Below are 14343 nucleotides of genomic sequence, written 5' to 3'. Positions count from 1 at the left end.
TACGGACACCGGGTGGCGTCCGTACGCCGTCAGGGCCGGACGCCCCTGGCGCTCAGCCCTCCCTGCGGCGCCCGGTGGCCGAGGCGAAGCCCAGCCAGGTGTGGCGGTTGCCCCACCAGCACCAGCCGACCTTGGGCGCGTCGCGGCGCTCGCGGCCGTCGCGGCCCGTCCCGTTGCTGATCCAGATCGCCGGAGTACGGGCGTCCAGCTTCCCGTTCGGCTTGCGCAGCCGGGAGCCGATGGTCATGAAGCAGAGGTTGCGGTCCAGCACCGCGGGCTGCTGGAGCACCCAGTGGATGCCCTCGGTGAGCACCATCGGCGTGCGGTCCTCCCCGGCGAGGGCCGGCAGCGCCTCCTCTGGGCTCCAGTTGGCCATCCGGTCGCCGCGGTCGACGCCGGTGACCAGGTAGAGCGGGGCGTCGGGCAGCTCGACGCCGTGCGGGGCGAAGTCGTCGATGTCGGTCATGTCGACGACCACGAACCCCGGCCGGCCCGCGCGGCGCAGCAGCGGGGCGAGGGCCGAGGCGGGGACGCGGTCGGGGTGGACGGCCAGCAGTACGCCGTCCCCGGCGCCCTCCGCCGCCGCGGCGAAGGCCCGTACCTCCTCGGCGGTCAGGCCGGCCGACTCGGTCACCCCCAGCTCGATCAGGCGCTCCGCCTGGGCGGCCGGCGAGGGCAGGGCGGCGGTGGACGGCAGGTCGGCGGTGACGTCGGTGGACACGGTGTCGGGCACGGCACTCCTCGGTTCGCGGCGCGGAACTGCGGGACCGGCACAACGACCGGCGCCGCGTGATCATTCCCGGCGGCGGACGGCGCTTTCCCGGCGGCTGGCTGCCGTTCCCGGCGGCGGGCGGCGGTTCCCGGTGCCGCGCCGGCGGCCCGGCGCCGCGCGTTCCCCTTCGCGGTGCGGTCAGCGGCCGAGGGCCGCCATCGCGGCGTTGTGGCCGGGGACGCCGCTGACACCGCCGCCGCGCGGGGCGCCCGCGCCGCAGAGGAAGACGTTGCGGTGGGCGGTGCCGACGCCCCAGGGGCCGGTGCCCTCGGCCGCCTCCGCGTACGGGAAGGCCAGGTCGCGGTGGAAGATGTGGCCGCCGGGGAGGCGCAGTTCGTGCTCCAGGTCCAGCGGGGTCTTGGCCTCGATGCAGGGCCGGCCCTCGGCGTCCACGGCCAGGCAGTCGGCGAGGGGCTCGTCGAGGTGGGCGTCGAGCTGCGCGAGGGTGGCGGCAAGGAGCCGGTCGCGGGCGCCGTCGTTGTCCTTCTCGAACAGCCGGGCCGGGGTGTGGAGTCCGAACAGGGTGAGGGTCTGGTACCCCTGCGCGACCAGCTCCGGGCCGAGGATGGTCGGGTCGGTCAGCGAGTGGCAGTAGATCTCGGAGGGCGGGGCGGCGGGCAGCTCGCCCGCGGCCGCCTGGGCGTGGGCGGCGGCGAGTTCGCGGTAGCCCTCGGCGATGTGGAAGGTGCCGGCGAAGGCCTCGCGGGGGTCCGCCTGCCGGTCGCGGAGCCGGGGCAGCCGGCGCAGCAGCATGTTCACCTTGAGCTGGGCGCCCTCGGCGGGTGCCGGCTGGTCCTCGCCGAGCAGCCGGGCCAGGGTCTGGGGCGAGGCGTTGACCAGGACCTGGCGGGCGGCGACGTGCCCCTCGCCGTGCTCGGTGCGGTAGACGACGCCGGCGTCGGCGGCGCCGTCGGTGTCGATGCGGAGGGCCTCGTGCCCGGTGACGATCTCGGCGCCGGCGGCCCGGGCGGCCCCGGCGAGGGCGGCGGTGAGGGCGCCCATGCCGCCGACGGGGACGTCCCAGTCGCCCGTGCCGCCGCCGATGACGTGGTAGAGGAAGCAGCGGTTCTGGAGCAGGGACGGGTCGTGGGCGTCGGCGAACGTGCCGATCAGGCCGTCGGTGAGGACGACCCCGCGGACCAGGTCGTCGCTGAAGTGCTCCTCGACGGCCCGGCCGAGGGGCTCCTCGAACAGCATCCGCCAGGCGTCGTCGTCGGCCACCCGGGCGCGCAGCTCGGCGCGGCCCGGCAGCGGCTCGGTGAGGGTCGGGAAGACCCGCTCGGCGACGCGCCGGGTGGTGTCGTAGAAGGCGCGCCACCGCTCGTACTCGCGGTCGGACCCGGTGAGGGCGGCGAAGGAGCGGCGGGTGCGCTCCTCGCCGCCGCCGACCAGCAGGCCGGTGGGCGTGCCGTCGCGGGTGGCCGGCGTGTAGGAGGACACGGTGCGCTTGCGGACCGCGAAGGAGAGGCCGAGGTCGGTGACGATCTTCCGGGGCAGCAGGGAGACCAGGTAGGAGTAGCGGGAGAGGCGGGCGTCGACACCGGCGAAGGGGCGGGTGGAGACGGCGGCCCCGCCGGTGTGGCCGAGACGTTCGAGTACGAGGACGGAACGTCCGGCGCGGGCCAGGTAGGCGGCGGCCACCAGGCCGTTGTGCCCACCCCCGACGATCACGGCGTCGTACACGTCCTTGGCGGGCCTGTGGAACTCAGCGCGTGCGGTCATGGCCCTTCGTAACACGGGCCGATCACCACGGGCCAGAGGGCGTGCGCGCCGTTACGGGGCTGGCGCGCGCCCGCATCCGGCGGCACCGGGCACGCTGCCGCCGGGGACGGGTCAGGCGCCCACCGGGGGGAGGGGGCTGCCGTAGGCGAGGCCCTGGCCCCGGAGGGCGGCGACGCGGCGGTAGAGGTCGGCGGCTTCCGGGGCGCGGGAGAGGCGCTCCAGGCAGTGGGCCTGGTCGCTGAGGGCGGCGAGGGTGTCGGGGTGGTCGGCGCCCAGGGTGTGCTCGCGGGTGCGGGCGACCTCCTCGTACGCGGAGAGGGCCTCGGCCCAGCGGCCGAGCCAGCCCAGGGCGACGGCGACCTCCCGGCGGCTGACCAGGCTGTCGGGGTGGCCGGGGCCGAGGACCGCGGTCCGCAGCGCGGCGACCTCGCGGGCCTCGGCCAGGGCCTCGTCCCAGCGGGCCAGCCGGCCGAGGTTGACTCCCAGGCCGTGCCGGGCGCGGAGGGTTTCGGGGTCCTGGGCGCCGTACGCGCGGGTGCGGTCGGCGACCAGGTCCCGGTAGAGGTCGAGGGCCTCGGCGCTGCGGCCGAGCCGGCCGAGGCTGATGCCGATCTCGTAGCGGGTGGCGAGGGTGTCGGGGTGGTCGCGGCCGAGGGTGCGCTCGCGGGCGGCGGCGACGTCGCGGTACACGGCGAGGGCCTCGCCCCAGCGGCCGAGCTGGCCGAGGGCGTAGCCGGCCTCGTAGCGGGTGACGAGCGTGTCGGGGTGGTCGGGGCCGAGCACTCGGCCGCGGGCCGCGGCCACGTCGTGGACCAGCCGGTACGCGTCCTCCAGGCGCCCCAGCCGGGACAGGGTGAAGGCCAGGTTGTGGCGACAGCGCAGGGTGTCCGGGTGGTCGGGACCCATCACGCGGTCGCGGGTGTCCAGGACGCCGGTGTACAGCTCGTGGGCCTCCTGGTGTCGGCCGAGCTGGCCGAGGACGAACGCCATCTCCTGGCGGGCGGCCAGGGTGTCGGGGTGCTCGGGGCCGAGGACCCGGCGGCGGCCCTCGGCGACCTTGCCGTACTCGATGAGGGCGTCACCGGCCCGGCCGGTGCGGCCCAGGGTGAAGGCCACCTCGTAGCGGCTGGCGAGGGTGTCGGGGTGCTCGGGGCCGAGGGCGGCGGCGCGGTCGGCCGCGACGGACCGGTGCACCTCCCCCGCCTCGGCCCAGCGGCCGAGGCGGCCCAGGCTGATGGCCGTGCCGTGGCGGGTGTCGAGGGTGGCGAGCAGGCCGGGGTCGGGCGCGGCCGCCGCCGGTCCGGGCACGGGCGCGGGCGCGGTGCGGGGGCCGGGGACGCGCGGGTCGCCGGGCCGGGTGCCGGGGTGCGTCTCGGCGTGGGTGCCGGGGTTCGTCCCGGCGTTGCTGCCGGTGGGGGTGCCGGTCGGGGTGCCCGTGCCTGTGCCGGTGCCGGCCGGGTCGGCGGGTGCGGTCCACGCGCCGGTCCAGGCGGGGGCCACGGTCCAGGCGCCGGTGAGGGCGTCGGCGCTCCAGCCGCCCGAGTCGCGCGCGGGCGCGTGCGCGAGCAGCACGGCCTTGGGGCCGGTGTGCATGCCCTGGGTCCAGCCGGGGAGCGGCGGCTCCTGCCCGGGAGCGATGGCGCCGGTCCCCACGGGGACGTCGGCCCGTACCGGTACGTCGGCCCGTACCGGTACGTGGCCGGATGCCGGTGCGGTGGCCACCGCGGCCGTGGCGCCGGGGACGGGAACGCCCGCGGCGTGGGCCGGGGGCGGCAGGGTGGCGGCCGGGAGTCCGGCGGCCGCGCGACGGGCCTCGGCGATGCGGTGGTACAGGCGGCGGGCGTCGGCCGGCCGGTCCTCGGGGCACTTGGCGAGGAGGTCGAGGACGACCTCCTCGAAGAAGGCCGGGAGCTCCGCCCGGTGGGCGCGCGGCGGCACGGGCGGGGTGTCGCGGTGTCCGACCAGGATCGACCAGGAGTCGCCGAGGTCGAACGGCGGGGCGCCGGTGGCGATCTCGTAGAGCACGCAGCCGAGGGAGTAGAGGTCGCTGCGGTGGTCGACCTCGTTGCCGGCGATCTGCTCGGGGGACATGTAGTGCGGGGTGCCCATGGCCATGCCGCCGCCGGTGAGCTTGGCGGTGAAGCCGATGTCGTGGGCGAGCCGTGCGATGCCGAAGTCGCAGATCTTCACGGTGCCGTCGCTGAGCCGCATGATGTTGGCCGGCTTGAGGTCGCGGTGGACGATGCCCTGCTCGTGCGTGTAGGCGAGCGCCGCGGCGACCTGCTCGGCGATGTCCACGACCTCCTCCACGGGCAGCGGCCGGCCTTCGCCGCTCTCCATCAGCTGGCTGAGGTTGCGGCCGTCGAGGAGTTCCATGACGAGGTAGAGCAGGCCCCCGGCGGCGCTGTCGTCGCCGAAGTCGTGGACAACGGTCACGCCGCGGTGCTGGAGGGACGCGGCGACCCGGGCCTCGCGGCGGAAGCGCTCGCGCAGGACCTGGGTGAAGTGCGCGTCATGGTCGGGGCCGAGCGGCTTGAGGCACTTGACGGCGACCTGGCGGCCCAGCGACTCGTCGCGCGCCCGCCAGACCTCCCCCATGCCCCCGCGCCCGATCAGGTCGAGCGGCCGGTAACGGCCCTGGATCAGTCTCTTCTCCGCAGACTCCGCCATCTCGTGTAGCCGCCCCCGTTGTCGTGCTGTGCCCTCCCCGGCCCGTCCAGTATGGCCGCCGCTCTTCGCAGTGTGTACGGCGAGGGACGCGTGGCGGGCCCCAGGCGCGCCATTGCCTTCAAGATGTGACCTGGGGGGAGCTGCCAGCGCAGACGTGCGGGGACGGCGCGCAGCAGGAGCGCGGTGAGGCGCAGGCGCCGGGTGACGGTTCGGGCGGCGGGCGCGGGCCGCCCGTACAGGCGGTGGGCGTGCGGGGGCAGGCTGGCGTACGCGAGGGCGGCGAGCGGCCGCCAGACCAGGGCGCGGGCGGGGGCGAGGAGGGGGTGGACGGGCGGGCGGCGGAGGAAGGCGTCGACGTCGCGGGCGTCCGGTCCGGCGGCGAGTTCGGGGAGCACCTTCTCGAAGTACGCGGCGAGCTGGGCGGTGTCGGCCGGGACGTCGGCGGGGTCGAGGCCGACGAGGCGGGCGTTGACGCGGTTCTCGTCGACGTAGCGGTCGGCCTGGGCGGGGCTGAGGCGGACGCCGGAGCGGCGCAGGACGTGGAGGAAGGAGTCGATCTGGGCGCAGTGCACCCAGAGGAGGAGGTCGGGGTCGTCGATGCGGAACGTTTCGCCGGTGGCGGGGTCGGTGGCGGTGAGCCGGGCGTGGATGCGGCGGACGCGGGCGCCGGCGTCCTCGGCGGCCGGGGTGGTGCCGTAGGTGAGGGTGCCGACGAAGTCGGCGGTGCGGTAGAGGCGTCCCCAGGTGTCGGTGCGGAAGTCGGAGTTGGCGACGACCCCGCGTACGGCGCGGGGGTGGAGGGCCTGGAGGTAGAGGGCGCGCACCCCGGCGAGCCACATGACCGGGTCGCCGTGGCACTGCCAGGTGACGGAGCCGGGGCCGTAGAGCCCGGGGTCGGGCGCGGGCTCGGGGCGGGGCCCGGGGCCGGGTTCTGGGTCTCGCTCGGGAGCGCTCATCCGCGGTACCTACCCCGCCGGGGGCGGGCGCTACCTGCCGCGCCTACTTGCAGGCCAGGCCGGGACCGGTGCTGGGCTCGAAGGCGAGCGGGGGCTGTCCGGCCGTCTCGAAGACGACGACCTCGTCGGACTCCAGCTGCACGTACCCGGGGGTGTAGTCGGCGGTCCAGTCCACGCGGGGGCCCTTCACCTCGGAGGTCAGGTCGGTGCGGATCTGGACGAGGCGCCAGTACCTGCCGGAGAACTTGAGGGTGCTGATGCCGCAGTGGGTGTACAGGTCGTAGCGGTACCAGGTGCCGGGCTTGGCCTGCGCGGGCCCGGTGGCGGGCTTGTCCTGGTCGACCTTGCCGGGGGCGGGGAGCGGGTCCTGGGCGTCGGGCCCGTTGGGTGCGGCGCCGGCGACGGAGCAGCCGGTCAGCGCGAGGGAGGCGGCGAGCACGAGGGGGGCGAGGCGGCGCAGGGGGGTGCTGCGGGAGGTCGTGCGGGGTGTGGGGGTCGGGGGGGTCGTGCGGGTCATGGGGGGCCTTCCGTCCGCTTCCGTGGTGCGGGTGGGACGTGGGGGCGGGCGGATCGGTTCCGGTCCGGTTCGTCCGGGAGGCGGTCAGAGACGCCGGGTGTCGGCGACGGCACCGACGATGACGGGTGGGGTCTTGGTGCCGTCGGGGTCGTCGGGGTCGTACACGTCGAGGACGTCGGCGAGGACGCAGGTGATGTTGCTCGGCCGGGCTCCGGCCAGGGCCCGCTCCATCAGCATGCGCACGGTGGCCGCCGGCCCCTCGAACTCCGCGAGCACCTGCTCGATGCTGCGGTGGGAGACGAGGTCTGTCAGACCGGACGTACAGAGCAGGTACCGGTCACCGGTCCGTACGTCGAGGGACATCGTGTAGGGCGCAACGTGTTCGGTCCCGCGCAACGGCACTGTACGGCGCTGGTGCTCCGGGATCACCGCCTGATCGCGCTGGCCACCGACCAGCCATTGCGGCTGGGTGCGGTCGGGGGTGAGCTGGCTGAGGCGGCTGTCCCGCATTCGGAAGGCGGTACTGCCCCCGGAGTGCAACACCGCCATCTCCTGTCCCGACCAGTGGAGGGCGGTCAGGGTGGTGGCCATGCCATCCAGACCGGCCTCCGCAGCGATCCTTCTTGCCAACCGGTTGTCCGCCCGCTTCGCGGCAATGACGAGCGCGGTCATCGCCGTCCGCCGGGCGGGCGGGGCCTCGAGCGAGCGGGCAAGTTGCGCGATGACCTCGGCACTGGCGACCTGGCCGGCCTCTGCGGCTGCCGCGCTCCCGCGCCTGCCGCCGGCCACCGCCAGGAGGCGTGGCCCGGCGTAGGCGGAGTCCTCGTTCCGGTTGCCGCTGCTGCCGGGGTGGCTGCCGGCGGCGAAGCGCAGGACGAGCCGGGTGGCGGGGCGTTCCGGGGGCCTCGGGGCGGGAGCCGTGGGTACACGTGCTTCCTCCCGGGGCGGGACACCCACGGGCTGGGCGGCCTCTCGCGCCGCCAGCCACACCAGGTCCTTCCTCATGGCGGCGGCCGTCCGGTAGCCGTACAGCTGGGCCCGTCCGATGAGGGTCACCAGGTCGCCGGTCACGTTCGGCGGATAGGACGGCGCGGGCCGGTGCTGCCCAGGTGGCGCGGGCGGTCGTGTACCGCCCACCAGTGCGTTCAGCAGCCCGCCCACCGCGGTGACGTCGGCGACCTCCGGTTTCCCGGACGGCCCGGAGCCGCCGTGGTGGTCGACGATCTTGACGTGGCCCGTGGTGGTGAGGTGCAGGCGGTCGGCCGCGAGGTACCAGCCGGAGACTCCCTCCCGGTGGGCGTGGTCGAGGGCGTCCAGGACGTCCAGGACGGTGCGGACCGCGCGGGGCAGGTCCGGGGGCTGCTGCAACCACGCGGCGGGGGTGCCGCCCCCGAGTCCCTCCGTGACCACGTACGGGCAGCTCACGCCGTCCTGGAGTGCGTCGCCCCAGTCGAGGACGAGGGCCAGGGCGGGGTGGGTGAGGCGGGCCCGCGCGCGGAGGCGGGCGACGAACGCCTCCCGCCGGGCGGGGTCGGCGGCGTGTTCCGGGCGCATGACGCGGATGGTGACCGGGCGGTCGACGAGGGTGTCCCGGCCGGGGTGGTTCGCGGCCTCCTCGTCGGTCGTTCTGGCGGGGCCGGTGACCTCGTAGCGGGTGCCCGGCAGGGTGATGCCGTGCAGGGGCGGCGCGTACGCGCGGTTGCGGAAGAGCGGGAGTCTGCCGGCCGTGTTGCGGGCGCGGGTCTGGGGTTCGGGGCGGGAGCGGGCGCGGAGGGCCGTCGTGACGTGGCCCGCGAGTTCGTCGAGGCGAATGAAGGGCGGGCCGTCGGGGACGCCCTCGCTGAGGAGGGTGAGGAGTTCGCCGGTGAAGGCGGTGTTGCGTTCACCGGGTGGGGCGAGGGCCTGGACGGACTCGCCGGCGGAGGCGATCAGGTAGGTGCCCTCGACCACGGCGCCGTTGGCGAGGGCGGTGGTGGACTCGGTGGCGCTCATCATGCCGAGGGCGCGGCCGCCGTAGCAGCAGTCGAGGACGACGATGGTGCGTTCGGCGCGGCTGCGGAGCAGTGCGCGGCGGACCCAGTCGTACGGGAGGACGGTGTCGGCCTCGCCGGTGCGGGAGCCGGGCAGGGCCAGCCAGAGTCCGCCGCCGTCGGGGTCGATGAGGCCGTGGCCGGAGTAGTAGACGAGCAGCGTGTCGCGGGCCTCGCCGACGGCGGCGCGCAGGGGTGCGAGCGCCTGCGTTGACGTTGCGGGGTCACACGTGACATTGCAATGTTCGGCGGACAGTCCCCAGACGGCGGGGTTCTTGAGCTCGGCCGCGAGGTCCTGGAGATTGGCCCGGACACCCGGCAGGGCGTCCAGGTGCCCGTACGCGCTGACGCCGATGAGCACCGCGCGGGACCGCTCCGGCAGGGGCGGTCCGCTCATGCGTCGGTGCGCGTGAGCGCTTCGAGCAGGCGGGCCGCCGCCTCCGGGTCCTCCCCCGTCAGCGTGATGGTGACGCCGTCGCGCTCGAACGTGACGGCGGGCGTGCGGGGGCGGGTGGAGCGCCAGGTGACCACGGCCAGGGCGAGGTTGGCGAGGCCGAAGCCCGAGTCCATGACGAGCTGGACGTACTCGAGCGGGCCGCCCATGGATCCGGCCGGGCCGGGGTCCCCGCCCAGTTCGATGCCGGCCTCGCGCCGGATCTCCGGGTTGTCGAGCAACCACTGGTGGAGCGACCGCAGTTCCTCTTCGGAAGCGCCCTCGGGCTGGTCGTCCCCGTGGTTGTCGATGCTGATGCGCATGGTGCCGGTCCCCCGTTTCGCGGTCCTCGTCACCATGGCACAACCTCCCCTCCCCCGCAGCCGGTTCACGATCCCGGGCCGTCGTCCGTGTCCGCGGAGGGGGTGGTGCCGTACGGCGGTCCCGCCGCTGCCCGCCAGGCCTCGTACGCCGCGACGGCCGTGGGGAGGGTCGGGTGGATGCGGTCGGGGCCGACGGCCTCGGTGAGGCCGTACGCGTCGAGCAGCAGGCGCAGTTCGTGTTTGACGCGGGCGAGGGCGAACACGACGTCGCGTGCGGCGAGTTCGGCACGGAGGGCTTCGACGGCGTCGAGGGCGGTGATGTCGGCCTCGATGTTGGCCTCGGTGTTCAGCACGAACCAGCGCACCGGCTCGCCCCGCTCGTCCTGCGCGTCCACGGCGGCCAGGGCGCGCCGGCGGAAGTCCTCGGCGTTGGCGAAGAACAGCGGGGAGTCGTAGCGGTAGACGAGCAGGCCGGGGATGGTGCGGGCGGTCGGGTGGTCGTCGACGTCGTGCATGCCGGCCAGCCCCGGGACGATGCCGAGGACGGCGTCGTGCGGGCGGGCGACCCTGGCGAGCAGGTCGATGACGGACAGGGCGACGGCGACCAGGACGCCGTACAGGATGCCGAGGCCGAGGACGCCGAGGGCGCAGCCGACGGCGAGCAGGAGTTCGCGCCGGCGGAAGGCGGCGAGGCGGCGGAACTCGCCGATTTCGACGAGGCGTACGGCTGCGTAGACGACGATGGCGCCGAGGGCGGCGGCCGGGGTGTGGGCCAGGAGGGGGCCGAGGAAGAGCAGGACGGCGGCCACGCAGGCGGCGCCGGCGAGGGAGTACGCCTGGGTGCGGGCGCCGGCCGAGTCGGCGAGGGCGGTGCGGCTGGCGCTGCTGCTGACGGGGAAGCCGTGCAGCGCTCCGGCGCCCAGGTTGGCGGCGCCGAGGGCGAGCAGCTCCCGGTTGGCGTCGAGGGGGTACGGGTCATCACGGCGGGCGAAGGCGCGGCCGGTCAGGACGACGTCGGTGTAGCCGACGAGGAGGACCCCGACGGCCGGCAGGGCCAGGTCGGCGATGTCTTCCGGAGCCGGCAGGGCGAGGCCGGGCAGGCCGGCCGGGACGGCGCCGACGACGGCGACGCCGCCCGGGCCCTCGTCGAGGCCGAAGGCGGCCACCGCGGCGGTGGCGAGGAGGAGGACGAGGAGCGGGCCGGGGAGCCCGCGCCGGACCAGGGGCAGCGTGAACAGCAGGAGCAGGCACGCGGCGGACAGGGCGAGGGTGGCCGGGTGCACCTCGTCGAGCCGGCCGAGGAACCGGAGGAGCTGGGGGAAGAAGCCGGATCCGCCGCCCTCCGTCCCGGTGAGGCGGGGCAACTGGTCGACGATCATGATGAAGGCGAGCCCGGTCAGGTAGCCCACGAGGACCGGCCGGGAGAGCAGGTCGGCGAGAAAGCCGAGGCGGACGGCCCAGGCGGCCAGGCAGAGCAGGCCGACGACGACGGCCAGGGCGGCGGCGAGGGCCGCGTACCGCCCGGGGTCGCCGGCGGCCAGGGGGCCCACGGCGACGGCGGTCATGAGGGCGGTGGTGGATTCGGGGCCGACGGACAGCAGCCGGGAGGTGCCGCTCAGGGCGTAGAGGACGAGTGCGGGGAGTGCGGCCCACAGGCCGGCGACGGGCGGCAGGCCGGCCACCGCCGCGTAGGCCATGACCTGGGGGACGAGGTAGGCGGCGACGGTGGTTCCGGCGAGCAGGTCGCCGCGCAGCCAGGCCTTCCGGTAGCCGCGGAAGGCGGGTGGGACGGCGGTGGTGGTCCGTCCGGGTACGGGCATGGCGCCTCCGGGGTTCGCGGGCGGGTTCCGGGCGGGGTTCGCGGCCGGTCTTCCGGTCGGTCTGCGGTCGTCTTCCGGCTGTTCTTCCGGCTGGTTCGCGGACGGGTGCCGCACCATGGTGCCCGCGGCGGCGCGGGGCCGGGTGCCCCCACGGCGTGCCCGGTGCCCGGTCGTACCGGGACATGGGCCGATCGGGTCCCCGGACGGGTCCGGAGGGCCCATGCACCGGGTCGTGGCGTGGCCAAGACTGGAGACCGGACCCGAACCCGGGAGGCCCGCCATGAGCACTCCGTCCCCCATCCGCATCAACGCCGCGCTGCCCGCGGACTTCCGTGCCCGTCTGATGGGAGCGGCCCGCGAGGTGAACTTCGACGAGGGCGCCCGGCTGTTCCGCGAGGGCGGGCGGGCCGACCGGTTCTGGATCGTCAGGACCGGTGCGGTGACCCTCGACGTGCACGTGCCGGGCCGGCGCGCGGCCGTCATCGAGTCCCTCGGCCCCGGCGAGCTGGTCGGCTGTTCGTGGCTGTTCCGGCCGTACACCTGGCGGCTGGGCGCCGAGGCCGCGACCCCCGTCCGCGCGTACGAGTTCGACGCGGCGGCCGTACGGCGGCTGATGGACGCGGACACCGCCTTCGGCTCGGCGCTCGGGCACTGGGTGGGCCAGGTCCTCGCGCACCGGCTGCAGGCGGCCCGGGTGCGGCTGCTCGACCTGTACGCGCCGTACGGCAGCGGCAGTCTGCTGTGACCGGCGACGGCGCCCGCACCACGGAGGAGGAGCCGGCCATGACCACGACGCGCCACACCGTCAGCGACGTCATGACGCACACCGCCATCGCGATCGGGCAGGAGGCGTCCTACAAGGAGATCGTGGCCCTGATGCACGAGTGGAAGGTCAGCGCGCTGCCCGTGCTGGCGGGCGAGGGCCGGGTGGTCGGGGTGGTGTCCGAGGCGGACCTGCTGCCGAAGGAGGAGTTCCGGGGCACGGAGCCCGTGCTCCCCGACGAGCTCGCGGAGGCCGCGAAGGCCGGCGCGGTGCTGGCCGGGGACCTGATGTCCAGCCCGGCGGTCACGGTGCACCCCGGCGCCCCCGTCGCGGAGGCGGCGCGGATCATGGCGAGGAAGCACGTCAAGCGCCTGCCGGTGGTGAACGAACTCGGCTTCCTGGAGGGCGTGGTGAGCCGCAGCGACCTCCTGAAGGTGTTCCTGCGGAGCGATGCGGAGCTGGCGGAGGAGGTCCGTACAGCCGTGGTCGCCGAGCTCGCCCCCGGCGCCGGGGTCGAGGTCGCCGTACGGGAGGGCGTCGTGACCCTGCAGGGCGGGCGCGGGGACTCCGCGCTGCTCGGCCTGCTGGCCCGGGCCGTCCGCGCGGTCGAGGGCGTCGTGGACGTGGGGGTGTCGGCGGGGCCCGTGCCACCGGGTACACCCGTGTGAGCGCGGCCGGGCCGGCGGTTCCGGGTGCGGGCGGAGGGGGGCGGCGCGGGTTGCCGCGCGTGCCGGGCCGGGACACCCGGACCGGTCAACGGCGCACCCGATAGCGCAGGTGGAGCACCCGGTCGCCCTGGATCGCCACGTCGGGATCCTCCAGCAGGTGCTGCGCGTGGACCGACCCGAAGTAGCGCTTGCCGGACCCGAACACGACGGGTACGACGTCCATGCGCACCTCGTCGACCAGGCCCGCGGCGAGCACCTGTCCACCGACGTCGCCCGCGGCGACCTCGACCAGGCGGTCGCCCGCGAGCTCCTGCGCCCTGGCCACGGCCGCCTCGACGCCGTCGACGAAGTGGAACGGCGCCGCGGGGTCCCAGCCCTCGGGAGCCGGCCGGTGCGTCACGACGACCACGTGGTCGATCCCGCCGGGCGGCTTCCCGTCCCAGCCGTCCGTCAGGTCGAAGACGTGGCGGCCGACGACCGTGACTCCGATCCGGTCCCAGTACGGGCGGGTGTAGTCGTAGGACGTCTGCGACACCTTCAGCGCGCCGCTCTCGTCCAGCGGGACGTCACCGCTGGTCAGCCAGTCGAACAGCGGTCCGGGCTGGTCGTTCTCGTCCGCGACGAAGCCGTCCACCGAGACCGAGCTGTACATGACCACCGTGCCCACGGGGCTCTCCTCTGCTTCGGGAGCCTCAAATTAGCGTGTCGGGAGCCGTCGCTCCGGGAAGACATCCGCCGGCCGGCAGCGGCTGGGCCTGGGGGCGCGGTGGGGCGGGTTCCTGGGACAATGCGGGGGAAGCGGACAGTGCGGGCCGAAGCAGGGGCGATCATGTCGGACGAGCCGAAGGACTCCGCCGGGACGCCGGTCAGGGTGTTCCTGCTCGACGACCACGAGATCGTGCGGCGCGGGCTGAGGGACCTGCTGGACGCCGAGCCGGACATCAGCGTGGTCGGCGAGGCGGGTACGGCGGAGCAGGCGCTGGCCCGCGGTCCGGCGCTGCGTCCGGACGTGGCCGTGCTCGACGTACGGCTGCCCGACGGGGACGGGGTCTCGGTGTGCCGGGAGCTGCGGTCCCGGATGCCCGGGCTCGCCTGTCTGATGCTGACCTCGTTCGACGACGAGGACGCCCTGCTGGACGCGATCATGGCCGGGGCGGCCGGGTACGTGCTCAAGCAGATCAAGGGATCCGACCTGGTCGCCGCGGTACGGACGGTCGCCGCCGGCCAGTCGATGCTGGACCCGGCCACCACCGCCCGGCTGATGCGCTCGCTGCGGGATCCCGAGACGGCGCGGGAACCGGAGGACGCGCGGCTGGCGGCGCTCTCGGAGCGGGAGCGGGACGTCCTGGAACTGATCGGCGAGGGGCTGACCAACCGGGAGATCGCGCAGCGGCTGTACCTGTCCGAGAAGACCGTGAAGAACCACATCTCCCGGCTGCTGGGCAAGCTGGGCGTCGAGCGGCGGGTGCAGGCGGCCGTGATCGCCGCCGAGGTGCTCCACGAGCACGGCCACGGCCACGACCACGACCACGACCCGGGGCACGGGGGCCAAGGCCACGCACCGGGCCGAGGCCAAGGGCACGGGCACGGGCACGGGCAGGGGCAGGGGCAGGGGCAGGGGCACGGGCACGGGCAGGGGCAGGGGCAGGGGCAGGGGCAGGGGCAGGGG

The 14343-nt window shown here is 75.4% G+C and carries 11 protein-coding genes and 1 pseudogene; 3 read left to right on the top strand and 9 right to left on the bottom strand.

The annotated features are described in order from the left end of the window. Nucleotides 1-52: 52 nt before the first annotated feature. The 8 genes from ACIQUQ_RS03460 to ACIQUQ_RS03425 form a co-directional block, all read right to left on the bottom strand. Nucleotides 53-733, bottom strand: a complete 681-nt coding sequence (locus tag ACIQUQ_RS03460) for a DUF5701 family protein (RefSeq protein WP_403970848.1) — start codon at nucleotides 731-733, stop codon at nucleotides 53-55. A gap of 177 nt (nucleotides 734-910) precedes the next feature. Next, the gene (locus ACIQUQ_RS03455) at nucleotides 911-2494 is read right to left on the bottom strand and encodes a phytoene desaturase family protein (RefSeq protein WP_403970846.1); all 1584 of its coding nucleotides are present in this window, start codon (nucleotides 2492-2494) and stop codon (nucleotides 911-913) included. A 111-nt stretch (nucleotides 2495-2605) separates the two neighbouring features. Further along, nucleotides 2606-5164 (bottom strand): tetratricopeptide repeat protein, encoded by a 2559-nt coding sequence (locus tag ACIQUQ_RS03450; protein WP_403970844.1) that lies wholly within the window; start codon nucleotides 5162-5164, stop codon nucleotides 2606-2608. Further along, nucleotides 5137-6120 carry an oxygenase MpaB family protein gene (locus ACIQUQ_RS03445; RefSeq protein ID WP_403970842.1) on the bottom strand — a complete coding sequence of 328 codons (984 nt, stop codon included), beginning with the start codon at nucleotides 6118-6120 and terminating at the stop codon, nucleotides 5137-5139. The genes ACIQUQ_RS03450 and ACIQUQ_RS03445 overlap by 28 nt, the downstream gene beginning before the upstream one ends. A gap of 43 nt (nucleotides 6121-6163) precedes the next feature. Next, entirely contained in the window at nucleotides 6164-6637 is a 474-nt protein-coding gene (locus ACIQUQ_RS03440; RefSeq protein ID WP_403970840.1) for a hypothetical protein, read from the bottom strand. An 84-nt stretch (nucleotides 6638-6721) separates the two neighbouring features. Next, nucleotides 6722-9064 (bottom strand): caspase family protein, encoded by a 2343-nt coding sequence (locus ACIQUQ_RS03435; RefSeq protein WP_403970838.1) that lies wholly within the window; start codon nucleotides 9062-9064, stop codon nucleotides 6722-6724. Beyond that, complete coding sequence (locus ACIQUQ_RS03430; protein ID WP_403970836.1) at nucleotides 9061-9423, bottom strand: hypothetical protein; 363 nt, start codon at nucleotides 9421-9423, stop codon at nucleotides 9061-9063. Before ACIQUQ_RS03430 ends, ACIQUQ_RS03435 begins: the two co-directional genes overlap by 4 nt. Nucleotides 9424-9488: 65 nt before the next feature. Next, the gene (locus tag ACIQUQ_RS03425) at nucleotides 9489-11243 is read right to left on the bottom strand and encodes a SulP family inorganic anion transporter (protein ID WP_403970834.1); all 1755 of its coding nucleotides are present in this window, start codon (nucleotides 11241-11243) and stop codon (nucleotides 9489-9491) included. A 280-nt stretch (nucleotides 11244-11523) separates the two neighbouring features. On the opposite strand from ACIQUQ_RS03425, the gene ACIQUQ_RS03420 reads away from it, so the two are divergent. Next, nucleotides 11524-11988, top strand: coding sequence for a Crp/Fnr family transcriptional regulator (locus ACIQUQ_RS03420; protein WP_403669489.1), 465 nt, complete (start codon nucleotides 11524-11526; stop codon nucleotides 11986-11988). Between the two features lie 38 nt (nucleotides 11989-12026). Next, nucleotides 12027-12674: a CBS domain-containing protein gene (locus ACIQUQ_RS03415; protein WP_403970832.1), complete on the top strand. Its 648-nt coding sequence runs from the start codon at nucleotides 12027-12029 to the stop codon at nucleotides 12672-12674. Nucleotides 12675-12759: 85 nt separating this feature from the next. Here ACIQUQ_RS03415 and ACIQUQ_RS03410 read toward each other — a convergent pair whose 3' ends face one another. Further along, a complete protein-coding gene (locus ACIQUQ_RS03410) occupies nucleotides 12760-13341 on the bottom strand; it encodes a dihydrofolate reductase family protein (protein WP_403970830.1) in 582 nt (193 codons plus the stop codon). A gap of 162 nt (nucleotides 13342-13503) precedes the next feature. Between ACIQUQ_RS03410 and ACIQUQ_RS03405 the strand changes: the two are divergent. Then, nucleotides 13504-14184 (top strand): annotated as a pseudogene (locus ACIQUQ_RS03405) (response regulator); the annotation flags it as partial. Nucleotides 14185-14343 lie beyond the last annotated feature (159 nt).

Source organism: Streptomyces sp. NPDC101118 (genome assembly GCF_044759445.1).
In the GTDB taxonomy this organism is placed as follows: domain Bacteria; phylum Actinomycetota; class Actinomycetes; order Streptomycetales; family Streptomycetaceae; genus Streptomyces.
Note: the sequence above shows the minus strand (reverse complement) of the source record. Positions and strands in the feature narration are given on the sequence as shown.

Excerpts from the sequence above, each read along its gene's own strand:
- ACIQUQ_RS03455 (WP_403970846.1), bottom strand. The coding sequence starts at position 2,494 with ATGACCGCACGCGCTGAGTTCCACAGGCCCGCCAAGGACGTGTACGAC.
- ACIQUQ_RS03450 (WP_403970844.1), bottom strand. The coding sequence starts at position 5,164 with ATGGCGGAGTCTGCGGAGAAGAGACTGATCCAGGGCCGTTACCGGCCG.
- ACIQUQ_RS03445 (WP_403970842.1), bottom strand. The coding sequence starts at position 6,120 with ATGAGCGCTCCCGAGCGAGACCCAGAACCCGGCCCCGGGCCCCGCCCC.
- ACIQUQ_RS03440 (WP_403970840.1), bottom strand. The coding sequence starts at position 6,637 with ATGACCCGCACGACCCCCCCGACCCCCACACCCCGCACGACCTCCCGC.
- ACIQUQ_RS03435 (WP_403970838.1), bottom strand. The coding sequence starts at position 9,064 with ATGAGCGGACCGCCCCTGCCGGAGCGGTCCCGCGCGGTGCTCATCGGC.
- ACIQUQ_RS03430 (WP_403970836.1), bottom strand. The coding sequence starts at position 9,423 with ATGCGCATCAGCATCGACAACCACGGGGACGACCAGCCCGAGGGCGCT.
- ACIQUQ_RS03425 (WP_403970834.1), bottom strand. The coding sequence starts at position 11,243 with ATGCCCGTACCCGGACGGACCACCACCGCCGTCCCACCCGCCTTCCGC.
- ACIQUQ_RS03420 (WP_403669489.1), top strand. The coding sequence starts at position 11,524 with ATGAGCACTCCGTCCCCCATCCGCATCAACGCCGCGCTGCCCGCGGAC.
- ACIQUQ_RS03415 (WP_403970832.1), top strand. The coding sequence starts at position 12,027 with ATGACCACGACGCGCCACACCGTCAGCGACGTCATGACGCACACCGCC.